We start from the raw sequence: 15,114 nt of genomic DNA, 5'->3' as shown, positions 1-15,114 counted from the left end.
GGGAGATGGATAAATGGTTGCGCAGACAGATATCGTCATCACCCATGCAGTTGGGCTGCATGCACGCCCGTCAGTAAAATTCACCAAGCTGGCAAAGACTTTCAAAAGCATGGTTGAAGTGTCGGCGGATGATACGGCCTCATGGATCGATGCCAAGAGCATTGTGAAAGTGATGGGCATGAAAGCGCCGGAGGGGACCAGGCTGCATATTCGCGCCGAAGGTGATGATGCGCAGCAGGCTGTGGCGGCATTGCACGATCTGGTCGAGCAGAATTTCGGCGAATCCGAGGGTGAATCCGTCGGTAAAACCAGGGCAGACAAGGATGTTGCTGATGCCGACTCCGCTTGAATTCAAGGGCCAGACTGCCAGTGAGGGTTTTGCCGCTGGTCCGTTGTGGATGGCGCGCAATGAAGCAAAGCTGAGCTATCAGCCGAAAGACACTTGTGAGGCTGACCAGCAGGCGCTGATTGACGCGATTACGCAAGCCAGCGCCCGGACAACGGAGTTGATAGCGGCTGCAGAGGGCGATGCCGTCGATATTCTCGAGTTTCAGCTTGCCATGCTGGAAGATGACACGTTTTCCAGCTCGGCCTGTGACCTGATTGAGGCGGGGCTGAATGCCGATGTCGCCTGGCGTGAAGTGCTGGATGCGGAAATCGCCGGATATGAATCCTCAGATGATGATTATTTTCGTGCCCGAGCCGTGGATTTACAGGATCTGCGCGACCGGGTTCTGGCTGCACTGACCGGCACAGATATGCAAACCATTCCGCAAGGTGCGATCTATCTGGCTGACGATATCGCGCCGAGCCTGTTTCTGTCTCATGACTGGACCGGTGGCGGCATTGCCTTGAGGGATGGCAGCGTGACCGGCCATGTGGCCATGCTGGCGCGGCAGCGCGGCATTCCCGCAATTGTCGGTCTTGGTGCATTTGAAAGTCCGGAGGCGGCATCGGCGCTGCTCGACGGTGACCGGCAGTCGTTGATTCTGGCGCCGAGCGAAGACCTCATTTCCCAATTCAAACTGGCCCGGCAGCAATTTTCCGAGACGCGGAAAAACGCCGAGAAATTTGCCGATAAACCGGCCAGAACCGCAGATGGAACCGCAATCCGGATCCTGGTCAATATCGCCGATCCGGCGGAAGTCGAAACCATCCCTGTCACCCATGTCGACGGGGTCGGGCTGATGCGCACCGAATTTCTGTTCGCCCTTGCGACCGGCTTGCCGGGCGAAGAAGTGCAATATCTCGCCTATAAGAAAGTGCTCGACTGGTCAGCGGGGAAACCCGTGACTATCCGCACCGTTGATGCAGGAGGCGACAAGCCGGTTGACGGTTTTACAGAGACCGAAACCAATCCTTTTCTGGGCGTGCGCGGTATTCGCCTTGCGCTGAAGAATCCTGAAATTTTCCGTGTTCAGATTCGTGCCCTGCTGCGGGCTGCAGTCCATGGACAGTTGAAGGTGATGTTGCCGATGGTGTCGGTGCCACAGGAGTTGGACGAGGCTATCCTACTGTTTGAAGCTGAAGCTGCATCTCTGGCCGGTGTCGGTATTGTTCACCGGATGCCCGAAATCGGCATCATGGTTGAAGTGCCTTCGGTGGCGATCCTGCCGGACCGGTTCTGCCGGGCGGCGTTCTTTTCCATCGGCTCCAACGATCTGACGCAATATGTTCTGGCTGCCGCACGCGATAACGGTCAGTTGGCTTATCTGGCGAAGGCGGATGATCCCGCGGTGCTGGCGCTGATCGGCAAAGTGGCAGAATACGGTGCCAGGCAGGGTGTGGATGTGAGCCTGTGCGGCGATGCGGGCAGTGACACATCGGTGATTGAAAAGCTTCTGGCAACGGGTCTCACCAGCCTCTCCGTAGCGGCCTCGCGCATCGGCCTAGTGAAATCCGAGATTGCGCAAATTGACTTGCGCAAAATGCCCTAGGAAAACGCCATGAGCCGCGAGCAGAATGATGATGCCATCCGGGTTTACAAGGAAAAGCTGTCACAGCTCATCGACAAGCGCCCGTCCGGCACACGGCAAAGGCTGGCAGATGCGCTTGGCAAGAATCGCAGTTTTGTCACGCAGATCACCAGCACCGCCTACGGCACGCCCGTCCCGGCGCGGCATTTGCCGACGATTTTCGCGGTGTGTCATTTCAGCTCTGACGAGCGCAATGGCTTTTTGGAAGCCTATCAGGTGGCGCATCCCGAGCGCAGCACCAAACTTGGCGGCGGGGTGCGGATGCGGCATCTGGCACTGATGGTGCACGATCTGGGCAGCGACCGGAAAAACCGTTTGTTTGATGAGGCGCTGGCGGAATTTGCCCACAAGCTGGGCGTTCTGCACAGCGATCACAAGAAATGAAACCATGGCCGGAATGGCTTGCGGGAGGACATCATGAAGAAATTTCTGAACAGTGTTGATACGATTTTGAGCGAAAGCCTGGCCGGGTTTGCTTCGGCTCATAGCGACCTTGTGACGCTTGATCCATCGGGGAAATTCATCCGCAGAAATGAGCTGAAACCGGGCAAGGTTGCCCTGATTTCAGGAGGCGGGTCCGGTCATGAACCGCTGCATGGCGGTTTTGTCGGTTTTGGCATGCTCGATGCTGCCTGCCCGGGACAGGTCTTCACCTCGCCGACGCCCGACCAGATGATGGAGGCGGTAGCGGCCGTTGATAGCGGTGCTGGCGCGCTGTTCATCGTCAAGAATTACGAAGGCGATGTGATGAATTTCGACATGGGCGCGGAGATGGCAGAGGGCGACGTGCTGCAAGTCATTACCAATGATGATATTGCCGTTAAAGACAGCACTTACACCACCGGCCGGCGCGGCGTTGCCGGGACGCTGGTGGTGGAAAAAGTGCTGGGCGCTGCCGCCGAGCAGGGGCTTGACCTTGCCGCATTGAAGGCCCTGGGCGATGAGGTGAACGGCAATGCCAGATCTTTCGGTGTGGCGTTGACGAGTTGCACAGTGCCGGCTGCGGGAAAGCCGACATTTGATATCGGCGAGCAGGACATGGAATTTGGCGTCGGCATTCACGGCGAGCCGGGCCGCCGCCGTGACAAAATGCGTCCGGCTGACGATATTGCAGAGGAAATCTGCGGTGCCATCATTGAAGATATGGGTGCGGCATCCGGCAAGCCGTCGCTGCTGTTTGTCAACGGCTTTGGCGGGACACCGTCGATGGAACTCTATCTGATGTACAATTCGGCACGGCGGATTTTCGAACAGCACGGCATTACAATCGCGCGCTCTCTGGTGGGCTCCTATGTCACATCGCTGGATATGGCAGGGTGCTCGATCACGCTGGTCGGTCTGGACGACAAGACCCTGTCCTATTGGGATGCACCGGTGCACACGCCAGGCCTGCGTTGGGGCATGTAGATGGTTTCTGCAATTGGCAAACGTGCTCTAAAACGCCTCGGAAAGCAGCATTGCATAGTCGGCGGTGCTGGCTTTGCGCGGATTGGTGGCGTTGGTGTGATCCTGCTCGGCGAGCGGCGCTGCGGTATCCAGATCGGTTCGGGTAACATTCATTTGCGACAGCGTTGTCGGCAGACCGAGATCGGCAGTGAGTTGTGAAATGGCGTCTGCAAGATCAGCTGAAGCTGGCAAACTCATGGCCTGTTTCAACTCGGCATAGCGGTGTCCGACTTCCGGCTCATTGAACCTCAGGACATGCGGCAGAAGCACTGCATTGAGCATGCCATGATGCAGCGTGCGGCCCGGCAGTCCGCCCAGTGCATGGCTCATGGCATGGACCGCGCCAAGACCTTTTTGAAATGCCAGCGCACCGTTCATGGCAGCAGCCATCATCTGGGTTCGCGGCTCTATCTGCGAGCCGTCAGTTGCCGCTTGCCTGATATTGGCGGCCGCCCGTTTAAGGCCATCAATTGCGATGCCGTCCGCCGGCGGGTTGAAGACAGCCGCAATATAGGTCTCGACACAATGGGTCAGCGCATCCATGCCGGTGGCAGCGGTCAGATGCGGCGGCAGTGTCAGGGTCAGTTCCGGGTCGCAGATGGCAGCATCCGGAATCAGGTGCGGGCTGATGAAACCCAGCTTGCGATGATCGTTCAGCACGATGATCGCGCCGCGCCCAACCTCCGAGCCGGTGCCAGCGGTGGTGGGTATGGCGATCAGGGGCGGGAGCCGGTTCATGATTTTTGCAATGCCGCCGTGAATGACCGCATATTGTGAAAGCGGCCCGTCATGGCTGGATGTCAGGGCAATGGCTTTCGCCAGATCAATGGCGGAGCCGCCGCCCAGAGCCAGCAGCGCATCACATTTTTCGTCCCTGTAGAGTTGAAGTCCGGCCTGTGTGGCGGCTTCTGTCGGGTTCTGTGGCGTTTCGTCAAATATGACAGAGGCCACGTCAGGCGCCAGCAGATTTGCAACTCGTTCAGGCAGTCCTGTCGCCATCAGGCCCTTGTCGGTGACGATCAGGGCGCGGGTTATTGCAAGACGGCCGCATTCCATGCGCAGGGCCTCGTCCAGCAGACCAGCTCCAAAATGGATGCGTGTCAGATAAGTGATGAGGCTCATGGAAAATGTTCCGGTTTAAGAGGGGTGTGCTGTCTCCTTATAAAGCCTTGCGCCCTGGACTGACAATGATCCGGCCATCATCAAAAAAAAGCCGCCCCAAATTCGGAGCGGCCAGTCTGACAAATCATTTTCTTATTGTTGTCGTGTTTGATTACTCGACTGTGATCACCGACATCACCAGCTTGCCGTCGATTTTGACCGGACCGTCTTCCTTGGCACCGAGGGTATATTCAAAGCCGCCCATTTCCATGCCGCCAGCTTCAGAATGCACCATCAGCATCAGCATATCGCCGGATTTGACATCTTCTGTCAGAATGGCCGCGACATCAATGTTTTCACCCATGCGCAATGGCGCGTGGCCGACTACGGCACCTGGCTTCATGTCGGCAGTAGTGCGGTGCACAACCAGCCAGCCATTCTCACCGGCGATAACTTTGGCCGCGCTGACAACGCCGTTCTCGACAGCCTGCGCTTGCGCTTCAACCATAGGCGCCATTGAATGGCTGGCAGCAAATGCGGTGGTTGCCATCATGCTCAGAACTGCTGCAGTAAGGACTTTTTTCATGACTCTCTCCGTGTTGGATACAGACAGGCGTCTACCTGCCGATACCCCAGTCACGTGAGGGCAGACAAAGAGTTTCAGAAAATGTGATTTTTTTAATGCCGGATGCTGATCCAATTCATTTCTGCCGGCGTCGCTGGATCATGAAAATAGAAAATCTGCATCAATTTCGCGACATTTACACTCTGCGCTTTATATCCTCCGTCATAGATGCGAAATAAGTGCTGCTTTCTGGAGGGAAATGCGTGTCCCGGACAATCAACGACATTGAAAATCTGATTGCTCAGATATCGCTGGGGGACCGCGCGGCGTTTTCTGAGCTATATGATTTCACTTCGGCGAAACTTCTTGGGGTCTGCCTTCGTGTGTTGCATGAAAGGGCTGTCGCAGAGGAAGCCATGCAGGACACATATATCAAGGTTTGGAAGAATGCCGATCGGTATGCCAGCAATGGGCTCAGTCCGATGACATGGCTGATCACGATTGCGCGCAATACTGCGATTGACCGGCTGCGGGCACAAAAGCCGACTTCAGATCTGAATGATTATACCGACAGCCTTGCGTCTTCGCTGCCATCGCCTGAAACCTCTGCAGTGCATACTTCCGAGATGCAGCGCGTTACCAATTGCCTGAAGGAACTGGACGAAGAGCGCAGCGCAGCTATAAAGGGTGCCTATCTTGATGGCGACAGCTATGCTGAACTGTCCGCCCGCTTTGAAGTGCCGCTGAATACGATGCGCACCTGGTTGCGCCGCGGCCTGCTTTCCCTGAGGGAGTGCATGGACAGATGAGTGATCCGACCGAAAAAGATGAAAATGCCATGCAGGCCGCCGAATACGCGCTCCGTCTTCTGGAAGGCGAAGAGCTGCGCGCCGCGCGTGCGCGGGTGCTGAGCGATCCGGTTTTTGCGCAGCAGGTGGCGGACTGGCAGGAAGATATGGCCGGCCTCGCTGAAACAGTGGAGCCGGTGGCACCATCGCGCGCCATCAAGCCGGCTCTGGAAGCGCGTCTGTTCGGCAAGGAACGCAAACAATCGTTATGGCAACGTGCCGGATTATGGCAGGGAGTCAGTTTCGCCTCCGTGGCGGTCGCCGGGTTCCTGGCATTCCTGCTGGTAAGCCTGCCGGAGCCGCAAACCGGAACCCTATACGTGACCGAACTGGCTGGCGAAAACGACAGTCTGCGTATCCTTGCCGTCTATAATGACGTCACCAATGAAATTCAGGTGACGCGCACGGATGGTGGCGCGGCCAGTGGCAGGACGCTTGAATTGTGGGGCATTGCGGCAGGCGAAAACCCGGTTTCGATCGGTGTTCTGCCAGAAACTGCGACCGCACGGCTGGTGTTGCCGGCAGGTCTTGTGACCGCTCTTGATGGTTTGACACTTGCTGTCAGCGACGAGCCTCCCGGCGGATCGCCGACAGGACTGCCGACCGGCGACGTTCTTGCGGTTGGCGAAATTTCGCGGATCTAGATTGTTTTCTCAGGCCGCTGGAACCGGGCTGCTACTCTGGTTCGCTGGCTGCCCGAATTTGTCACATACCGGTTTGATCTGATTTTTTTTGAGAAAGTTGAAACTTCTTCTCCGCCGTTTCGTGGGTTCTTGCAGTACCAAAGCTGATTTTGGTCCAACCCAGGAGACGTCCCATGAAAATTCTGTCCAAGCTTTCAATTGCAGCTGCTGCTGCCCTTATGACAACAGCGGTTTTTGCAGCCAACCCGGAAGTTGGTGGCGCAGCAATGTTCGAAACCAAAAACATTGTTGAAAATGCAGTCAATTCAGCTGACCACACCACATTGGTTGCTGCCGTGAAAGCTGCCGGGCTGGTTGATACGCTGCAAAGTGATGGCCCCTTCACTGTTTTTGCTCCTGTGAACGCTGCCTTTGAGGCGCTTCCCGCAGGCACGGTTGACACACTTCTGAAACCTGAAAACAAGGCAACCCTGACCAAAATCCTGACGGCACATGTCGTTTCCGGTAACTGGTCAGCTGCCGAGATCATGAAGAAGGCAAAAGCGTCCAAGGACGGCTCTTTCAATTTCGAAGCTGTTTCCGGAGATGCGCTGTCGGCTAAAGTGCGCGGAGGCAAGGTCTATATTTTTGACGAAAGCGGCAATGCCGCCGAGATCACGATTGCTGATGTTAACCAGTCAAATGGCGTGATTCACGTGATCGATAAAGTTCTGCTTCCCAAATAAATTCGCCCTTTTAGTTGTGAAGCAGTGAACCATCCCGGTTAGAGTAGCCGGGATGGTTCCAACCCGAAACCAACCGCGCCGAAGGATACTATGATGAAACGCAGAGATTTCCTGAAAATGAGCGCCGCTTTGTCGTTAATCCCGGCAACGGGCTTTGCAGCAGAAGGTTCGTTTGAAATTACCCGGACCAAAGCTGAATGGCAGGCCATGCTGACGCAAACCGAATATCTGGTGATGCGGGAAGACGGCACCGAAAAGCCGAATTCAAGCCCGTTGAATCTGGAAAAACGTGCAGGCATCTATCAATGCAAAGGGTGCGATCTGTCACTCTATGATGCGAAAACCAAATATGACAGCGGAACCGGCTGGCCGAGCTACTATGAATCGCTGCCAAATGCTGTCGGTACCAGACCGGACAATACATTATTCACCACCCGCACCGAAGTGCACTGCCGCAGATGCGGAAGTCATCTGGGCCACATTTTCAACGATGGGCCAAAGCCGACCGGAAAACGTCATTGTCTGAATGGGGTCAGCCTGACCTTCAAACCGAAAACCGAGGCCTGAGATGAGCCGTCCCGATCCCGGCTGCAGCACCAGCGGCCCGGGTCGGATTGAGGTGCTGGTTGGCCGCTGGTTGCTGGCCGGACTGTTTTTCGCAGGTGCCGTGCAGAAAGTCTTTGATCCTTCGACGGTCACTGCACTGCTCGAGGGGTTTGCTTTACCAGGCTTTCTGGTCTGGCCCGCCGCGATCTATAATCTGGCGGCCGCGATTCTGCTGGCATCGGGAACTTATGTCATTCCGGTTGCCCGATCACTGGCGATCTATTGTATCGTCACAAGTTTTTTCCACCTCATACCATCCGACGGATGGCAGATGTCGATATTCGTGAAAAACTGGGCCATTGCTGGAGGCCTTCTTGCTCTGTCCGCCGCCGAACGCGCGAGCTTGGTAAAATGACCCGGTATCCAAACAACATATGAACCGCCTGAACTTCCTTTAACCAGACCGTACTGCACGTGCAGGATGCATTTTTGGTGCAGCTGTTCGCGCCGCCGGCTTGGTGGTCCGAGGCTGTGTGGGCCCGGTTTCCGCGCTAAAGAATCCCGCGATACAGGAGGTATTCTGCTGAGTTTCCTCTGGTAACGATTGCTCCAGACTTCTCGGCTAGAGTGTATTGCAGTGAATATTGCAAGCGGTTTGCCGTATCGGCAGCGTTGGATTTTGGAGTCCTATGTTTAAGAATTTTCTGAATACTATCGAAAAAGCCGGCATCTGGTGGCTGCTTGTGCTTTTGGTGATCCCTGCGGCCTTAACCTACTATGCCTGGCAGATTACAGACGATAACATTCAGACATCAGCCCATGCAAAATTTTCCAGCCTCACTCTGGCCAGTGAGAGTGCGCTGCTGCACCGCATCGATTCCTATCAGCAAGCGCTGCTCGGCGCGAAAGGTTTTCTGAATGGGTCCAGAGAGGTTACGAACAAGAACTGGAGTGCTTATGTCGACGCGATCAACATCACGCAAAGTTATCCGGGGATTAATGGAATTGGTCTGATTGATCAGGTCAGTCAGGAAAAGTTGGATGACTATGTCGTTTCAGCGGAAGATGATCGGGGGTTGCCTTTTCAGGTACATCCTAAAGTTGAAGCAGATGAGTATTTCATAATCCGGTTAATCGAGCCGCACGGTCTCAACGAAGAGGCCGTAGCTCTCAATATTGCGTTTGAAGAAAATCGCCGGAAGGCTGCGGTGGCGGCCCGCGATTCCGGGCGCGCTGTCATTACAAAACGGATCCTGCTGGTACAGGATGCAGAAAAGACACCGGGATTCCTGTTATTGTTGCCGAGCTATAATCGTGACATGTCTCTGGTCACCCTGGAACAGAGGCGTGAGGCATTTCGCGGTTGGGTCTATGCACCTTTTATTGCCAAGAACTTTCTCAATAATCTGACAGACAGCCAGGGTGAAACGCTGCATCTGCAGGTCTATGATGGCGAGGTGGAAAGTCAGGATGCGCTGATATTTGACAGCAATGCCGATGAAGAACCCGGGGGCACGGCAGAGCATCAGATAAGCAAGAAAATTCAGATCATGGAGCAGACCTGGCTTCTGGTGTGGTCCAGCACCTCGAAATTTGAAGTGCAGGAATTGAGCAATGAGCCGTTTCTGATCCTGGCAATTGGCGCGTTGTTTACAGGTGCAACTGCGGTCTTTCTGATCATCATGACGATTCGCGGCAGCCGGGAACTGACGACCCGTCGCGGCCTCATATTGCCAGCGGCGGCCTTTATCCTGACCATTTCTGTCGGTGCGTTTCTCTCTGAGGAATTTGACAAAAAAGACAGGAATGTCCTGATTGATGCGACCGTCAAGGGCGCCAGGAACTTTCGAAATGAAATTGTGCGCAATGTGGAGAACCGCGTCCGCTCGCTGGAGCGGATGACCAGCCAATGGAAAGAACAGGGCGGGATGCCGGATGATGAATGGCGCGCGGATGCCAAACGTTATCTGCGAGAGCAGCCGGGTCTGAAAGCCGTGGAATGGGTGGATGCATCCTATCATGTTCGCAGGGTGGAGCCGCTGGCAGGTAATGAGCGCGCCTTGGGTCTCAATGTCAGGTTTGATGATGAACGTGACCGTGCTCTGATCGGTGCGGCGGAAAGCGACAGCATCACGATAACGCAACCATTGGACCTGGTTCAAGGGTATAAGGGGTTCATCACCTATTCCCCCTTGAGGAGTGGTGATGCATTTGACGGATTTATCGTTGGTATTTTCGACATCGATGAGCTTATGGCAATTGCATTGCAATATGCCGAAAGCCGCGAATTCGTTGTCAGCCTGTCATCACAGGGCGAGGAATTCTACCGTTCGGCGAATTACAAACTGCCGGGCGAAGAAGCTGCGATCTATCAGGAAACCATTCCCCTTTATGACAAGCAATGGAAGCTGACGATTTTTCCGTCAGAGGGACTTATAGCTGCGTCAGCCTCCTATTTTCCACAAATCACCCTGGCGACAAGCATCTTTTTGGCATTTTTGATAGCGCAACTTATTTTTGCGACGCAGCGCTCCAAACAGAAAACCATTCTGGTGCAGGAGAAAGAAAACCTGTTGTCGACTTTTGTGCGACATACACCGGCTGCCGTCGCCATGTTTGATGATAGGGTTCGTTATATTGCGGCCAGCGACAGATGGTATGCGGATTACGGGCTGCAGGGCCGCAATGTTACCGGCCAAAGCCATTACGAGGTCTTCCCCGAGATTGTTGAACAACAGCCACACTGGAAAACGCTTCACAAACGGGCCATTGATGGCGAAATCATCAAATCGAATGAAGAGAAAATCCTCCGTGAGGATGGCAGCGAGGAATGGCTGCGTTATGAGTTGCATCCATGGAGCAAAGGCAATGGAGTGAGAGGTGGGTTAATCATGTTCACCGAGAACATTACCGAGCGAAAACGTATAGACAAAATGAAAGACGAATTCATTGCCACGGTAAACCATGAATTGCGCACCCCCCTGACCTCGATCCAGGGAGCCCTTGGTCTGTTGCGCGCCAAGATCGGGAATGATTTGGACGAAAAGGCCAAACGTCTGCTGTCACTGTCCTATGAGAATTGCGAAAGGCTCACTCACTTGGTGAATGATTTTCTCGATATGGAAAAAATTGCCGCCGGGAAAACCTCGTTTCATCTGGAACGGACTGAAATGAACGCGATTGTTCTGGCGATTGTCGAACAGAATATGAGCTACGCTGACCGTCACAACGTTTTATTTGAGACCGAAGTGTCCGACATTCCCATCTATTGCACGCTTGATCCGAACCGCTTCAATCAGGCTTTGACCAATCTGTTGTCCAACGCCGCCAAATTTTCCCCGGAAGGCGGGCGCGTTACAATATCCGTGGCACAGCAAGGCGATGACAGCGTCCGGATTTCAGTTCAAGATCGCGGCGTCGGCATTCCGAAAGCTTTCCGCGCTAAAATATACGAGAAATTTTCCCAGGCGGATGGCTCTTCCACCCGGACCGCCGGTGGCTCCGGTCTTGGGCTCAGCATTACCAAGGCGATTGTAGAAGCCTGTGGTGGTGAAATTGAGTTCAGAAGCAAAGAGGGCGTGGGGACGGTGTTTTCTTTGATTTTCAAGCGTGTCGAAACCAGTCAGATCAGGAATGTCGCATGAGCGCAGTTTTAAAAGATATCATGCTTGTCGAGGACGACAGCAGCATCGCCGAAATCGCCACGCTTACCCTTGAAGATCTGGGTGGATTTAGTGTGGTGCATTGCGCATCAGGATTTGAGGCGCTGACCGTATTGCAGAAACACCGGCCGCAGCTCATTCTGATGGATGTCATGATGCCGCAGATGGATGGACGGGAAACACTCCGTCAGATCCGCGAGGAGATGAAAATTCTCGATCTTCCGATTATATTCATGAGTGCCAGAACCCAGACTCATGAACGGGCAGAATATGTCAGTCTGGGTGCTGCCGGGATGATCGCCAAGCCGTTTGATCCGATGAAACTGTCAGACACTGTGCGCCAGATGTGGCACAAAGCGGTGTCAGCCGGAGAACCGTCGGCTGATGGCATTACGACCAGCTAAACTACAGCAATCGTTTCACAGTTTGCTCTGCGCGACCGCGTTTACCGGGACCGGCCGTCGGACCAGCAGGATCAGCACGAAGCCAAGAAAATAGCGCGGAATTTCGAAGATAAACACAAACCAGAATAGCGAGAGCAGGGAGGGAAAGGTTTGGGCTGTCAGATAGTCAAACCCTTCAACAAGCAGGCTCATGCTGCCAGATCCTCGGCGCCCAGCAAGCTGAGGCGCGCAGCCAGATCGAAACGGATTGACGCACGCGCACTGTGATGCGCCTTCTCCAGCAGGTCGTGGGCCTGTGTGGCGTCTGTATCGGGCAGCAAAATGTAATCATTGACCGAGCTGCGGCTGCGGATCGCTGTGGGCGGAAGGGCCTGCAGCATGGCTTCCAGAAAGACTTTTCGGGCCTGAGCCACTTGCCGTGAGCCAAATTCGCTGTTGGCCTGTTGCTCCCCCTCATAGGCGATGTAGCACAGCACGAATGGTGTGCCATCGGTGTTGTAGGACCGTGCGGACTTGTTCAGGGCGATGACCAGTTCCAGCGACAGATCGGCAAAGCGCAACGAGCGCGAACTCAAGCTGAGATGCGATGCCCCTGCCTTCAGATAGCGCAGACCCTCGTCAGAAATCACGGCAGCGGCGACATCGCGGGTCTTTATGGCGTCGCCGTCGGTTTTCTGTCCGCAGTCTGTACAGACAAAGCCAACTGCAGGTTCGGAGGTTGCGGTTCGGCAGGAGTTGCAGACCACCATCTGTCCGGGGCGATCGTAATCATTGCCGAAATGACTTAATTCCCTGCGGCATTTCGGGCATATCAGATCATCGTCCTGACGAAAATCGGACTCTGGTCCCTGATAGGCGCAGCGGAAATGGTGAATGTAGGATTCTTCCTGCAGATCTGATGATCGGCAGGTCGGGCATTCCTCATGCACGTTGAAACGGGCTGAACTGCAATTGCCGCACAGGTGAAACCGGTCGAAGAAGGCCGTCTTGAGATATTGCCGGGACGCGAGTACCTGTTCCTGCGCTATGACCACTTCCGGGTCGAGCGTCGTATTGAAGCCAACCAGATGTCTGTCTGCTCCATCGTATCGCGGCTCAAGTCCTTTGCCGCAGACAAAGATGCGACTCAAGACCTGGTCAGCAAGATCGTTTGAGCGGACGAGATCGGTCTGCAATTGCGTGCGCCTGTCATAAAACCCGTGGATCAGATCATGGAGTTGTTCGACATCGCCGATCCGCAGATTTGATGCGTCGAGATCCGCCGATGCCCCAAGCTGGCCTGTCAGGTCAATAACCGGAAGCAGATGTGCACCCGGAACGCCCCACAATTGCGACATGCGATCGATATCGTGGACAAAGACTGCATCGAAGTCATAGACCGGGGGTTGATTGTTGAGCTGTCCCGCTTCCGGGGGCCAATGCAGAACGGTCAGATTGAGAGTTTCAAGGGATAAAGACACTATCAAAGTTTCCATTGCTGTCAACGGACATGATTTTCGACACGTATAATATATTCGATGATTTAAATACAATATTTATGTAAATAAATCTGATTTATGCATCATATATAAACACCTGTAATTTTCTATCAAAAAAACCACTATTATTATAAACCTATTGTTAAGGTTAATTATATAATTAGTTATTATGATAAATTTAATAAAAATTTATAGATATTATCTAAATGCTTAAATATTCTTATTTTTACTTTGATTCATTTAATGCTTCGGATCAGGTCTTCTGGTAAGACAGGCAACGCCGCGTCCAATAGACATGGGCGCCGTGTGGTGACCAATGTGGACTGACACACCGGCGAGTTGTACCCGGCGTCGACTTCATCGTCATCGACCTGTCGCGTCCCACCGAACGGGCGTTGGTGTTTTATAGTTACTGTGGGGCGGCGGAGCAGCACATCAAGGAACGCAGCTGCGCCATCAAGTGGCGGCGACTTGTCATGCGGCAAGTCCCGCATGCCGAGTGCGCCTCCAGCTTCACGCTCTGGCTTGCAATCTGGGCAAATTCATACGGACGGTGAGTGACCGGGATGTGGCACAAAGCCGTATCAGCTGGAGGACCTCCGGCAGATGGCGATACGACCGGCTAAACTACAGCAGTCGTTTCACAGTTTGCTCTGCGCGACCGCGTTTTCCGCCTCGTTGTTGGCGCCGGTCAATCGCTCGATCCAGACCCATAATTTCTCTTTTAATCCCGGCCGCGTCACAAGGACATTTGCCGAGGTGGGAAATGGCGACGGACCGTCAAATTCGACCCGCACCAACTGGAATGTCTGATCGGGTTTGAACGTGTTCTGAAATTCCGGCGGCACCAGTTGGGATACAGGCAATATCTCGGCGATGAAGCCCTGCGCGGTTATGCGGCCGCTCTGCACGGTCACAGCCATGCCCTCATCCAGTTGAAACAGATAGGATGGCGGCAGATAGGCCAGCACATAGGGATCGCCGGAAATGACCGAGAGGATTGGATCGCCCGCCTTGAAGACTTCTCCAACCGATGGAACCTGTTCGCCAATGCTACCGCTTTTGGCTGCGGTTATGATGCCTTCACGATAATGCTGTTCCAGATTATCCAGCGCTTCGCCGGAATGTCCGCGTGCTGTTTTCAAGGCGTTGATCTCATTAATGAGACCGGATTTTTCTGCGCTCAGCCGGACGAATTCGGTTTTTGCCGCATATGCGGCAACGGTGGCCTCTTCAAATCTTTGCGAGGTGACCACGCCCTCTTTCGCTGGCCCTTCCAACTCTTTCATAGCGCGCTGTGTTTCCATCTTACGCTGCTCCGCGAAGGGAAGCAGTTTGGTCACCAGGTTTTCGCGCGTTCTGAGAGCCGCCTCACGTTCCGCCAGTTCTGCATTGCGCGTTGAATAGTCAGCGATCCGGTCGAGAAGTTCCGAAGAGCCAAGTTTCAGCAGCAGGTCCCCCTGTGAAACTGTCTGACCCCGGCGAACTGCGACTTCTTCAATGCGAACGACCGATGTGGCGGCAACATGAGTGCGTTCACGCAGGATCAGACCGTCTGCGCGCAGAAAAATCCGGTCGCCCCAGACATAATTGCTGATGCCGAGCAGGAGGCCTGCCAGAAGCAGCAGATATATCACACGGCCCATTGCCCGGTTCTGGCGGCGCGGCTGGTTCTGCAACGTATCTGATCGTGGTCTTTGCCTCAATTTGCGCACTGGC

16 protein-coding genes are annotated in these 15,114 nt (G+C 54.4%); 11 read left to right on the top strand and 5 right to left on the bottom strand.

The window, feature by feature from the left end; genetic code table 11:
* Nucleotides 1-13: 13 nt before the first annotated feature.
* From RAL88_RS08755 to dhaK, 4 genes are read left to right on the top strand one after another with little or no spacing between them, the layout of a single operon-like run.
* Nucleotides 14-349 carry an HPr family phosphocarrier protein gene (locus tag RAL88_RS08755; protein WP_306268801.1) on the top strand — a complete coding sequence of 112 codons (336 nt, stop codon included), beginning with the start codon at nt 14-16 and terminating at the stop codon, nt 347-349.
* Complete coding sequence (gene ptsP, locus RAL88_RS08750; protein ID WP_306268800.1) at nt 333-1,937, top strand: phosphoenolpyruvate--protein phosphotransferase; 1,605 nt, start codon at nt 333-335, stop codon at nt 1,935-1,937. Before RAL88_RS08755 ends, ptsP begins: the two co-directional genes overlap by 17 nt.
* Nucleotides 1,938-1,946: 9 nt before the next feature.
* Complete coding sequence (locus RAL88_RS08745; RefSeq protein WP_306268799.1) at nt 1,947-2,360, top strand: hypothetical protein; 414 nt, start codon at nt 1,947-1,949, stop codon at nt 2,358-2,360.
* Between the two features lie 33 nt (nt 2,361-2,393).
* Nucleotides 2,394-3,383 carry a dihydroxyacetone kinase subunit DhaK gene (dhaK, locus tag RAL88_RS08740; protein WP_306268797.1) on the top strand — a complete coding sequence of 330 codons (990 nt, stop codon included), beginning with the start codon at nt 2,394-2,396 and terminating at the stop codon, nt 3,381-3,383.
* Nucleotides 3,384-3,410: 27 nt separating this feature from the next.
* On the opposite strand, the gene RAL88_RS08735 is transcribed toward dhaK, so the two are convergent.
* On the bottom strand, nt 3,411-4,544 hold the full coding sequence (locus RAL88_RS08735; protein WP_306268795.1) for an iron-containing alcohol dehydrogenase: 1,134 nt from the start codon (nt 4,542-4,544) through the stop codon (nt 3,411-3,413).
* 151 nt (nt 4,545-4,695) lie between these two features.
* The gene (locus RAL88_RS08730; protein ID WP_306268793.1) at nt 4,696-5,109 is read right to left on the bottom strand and encodes a hypothetical protein; all 414 of its coding nucleotides are present in this window, start codon (nt 5,107-5,109) and stop codon (nt 4,696-4,698) included.
* Between the two features lie 242 nt (nt 5,110-5,351).
* Between RAL88_RS08730 and RAL88_RS08725 the strand changes: the two genes are divergently transcribed.
* The 7 genes from RAL88_RS08725 to RAL88_RS08695 all read left to right on the top strand — a co-directional run bounded on the left by RAL88_RS08725 (nt 5,352) and on the right by RAL88_RS08695 (nt 11,917).
* Nucleotides 5,352-5,897: a sigma-70 family RNA polymerase sigma factor gene (locus RAL88_RS08725; RefSeq protein ID WP_306268791.1), complete on the top strand. Its 546-nt coding sequence runs from the start codon at nt 5,352-5,354 to the stop codon at nt 5,895-5,897.
* Nucleotides 5,894-6,580, top strand: coding sequence for an anti-sigma factor domain-containing protein (locus tag RAL88_RS08720; protein WP_306268790.1), 687 nt, complete (start codon nt 5,894-5,896; stop codon nt 6,578-6,580). The genes RAL88_RS08725 and RAL88_RS08720 overlap by 4 nt, the downstream gene beginning before the upstream one ends.
* Nucleotides 6,581-6,798: 218 nt before the next feature.
* A complete protein-coding gene (locus tag RAL88_RS08715) occupies nt 6,799-7,305 on the top strand; it encodes a fasciclin domain-containing protein (RefSeq protein WP_371932171.1) in 507 nt (168 codons plus the stop codon).
* A gap of 90 nt (nt 7,306-7,395) precedes the next feature.
* The gene (gene msrB, locus RAL88_RS08710; RefSeq protein WP_306268785.1) at nt 7,396-7,872 is read left to right on the top strand and encodes a peptide-methionine (R)-S-oxide reductase MsrB; all 477 of its coding nucleotides are present in this window, start codon (nt 7,396-7,398) and stop codon (nt 7,870-7,872) included.
* A 1-nt stretch (nt 7,873) separates the two neighbouring features.
* Nucleotides 7,874-8,266: a DoxX family protein gene (locus RAL88_RS08705; protein WP_306268783.1), complete on the top strand. Its 393-nt coding sequence runs from the start codon at nt 7,874-7,876 to the stop codon at nt 8,264-8,266.
* A 274-nt stretch (nt 8,267-8,540) separates the two neighbouring features.
* Nucleotides 8,541-11,495: a CHASE domain-containing protein gene (locus RAL88_RS08700; protein WP_306268781.1), complete on the top strand. Its 2,955-nt coding sequence runs from the start codon at nt 8,541-8,543 to the stop codon at nt 11,493-11,495.
* Complete coding sequence (locus tag RAL88_RS08695; protein WP_306268779.1) at nt 11,492-11,917, top strand: response regulator; 426 nt, start codon at nt 11,492-11,494, stop codon at nt 11,915-11,917. The genes RAL88_RS08700 and RAL88_RS08695 overlap by 4 nt, the downstream gene beginning before the upstream one ends.
* Nucleotides 11,918-11,932: 15 nt before the next feature.
* Here RAL88_RS08695 and RAL88_RS08690 read toward each other — a convergent pair whose 3' ends face one another.
* The 3 genes from RAL88_RS08690 to RAL88_RS08680 form a co-directional block, all read right to left on the bottom strand.
* Complete coding sequence (locus RAL88_RS08690; protein ID WP_306268777.1) at nt 11,933-12,109, bottom strand: hypothetical protein; 177 nt, start codon at nt 12,107-12,109, stop codon at nt 11,933-11,935.
* On the bottom strand, nt 12,106-13,377 hold the full coding sequence (locus RAL88_RS08685) for a hypothetical protein (protein WP_306268775.1): 1,272 nt from the start codon (nt 13,375-13,377) through the stop codon (nt 12,106-12,108). The genes RAL88_RS08690 and RAL88_RS08685 overlap by 4 nt, the downstream gene beginning before the upstream one ends.
* Nucleotides 13,378-14,036: 659 nt before the next feature.
* Nucleotides 14,037-15,110 (bottom strand): HlyD family secretion protein, encoded by a 1,074-nt coding sequence (locus RAL88_RS08680; protein WP_306268773.1) that lies wholly within the window; start codon nt 15,108-15,110, stop codon nt 14,037-14,039.
* Between the last annotated feature and the right edge of the window lie 4 nt (nt 15,111-15,114).

This window comes from Pararhizobium sp. IMCC3301 (assembly GCF_030758315.1).
GTDB lineage: Bacteria > Pseudomonadota > Alphaproteobacteria > Rhizobiales.
Note: the sequence above shows the minus strand (reverse complement) of the source record. Positions and strands in the feature narration are given on the sequence as shown.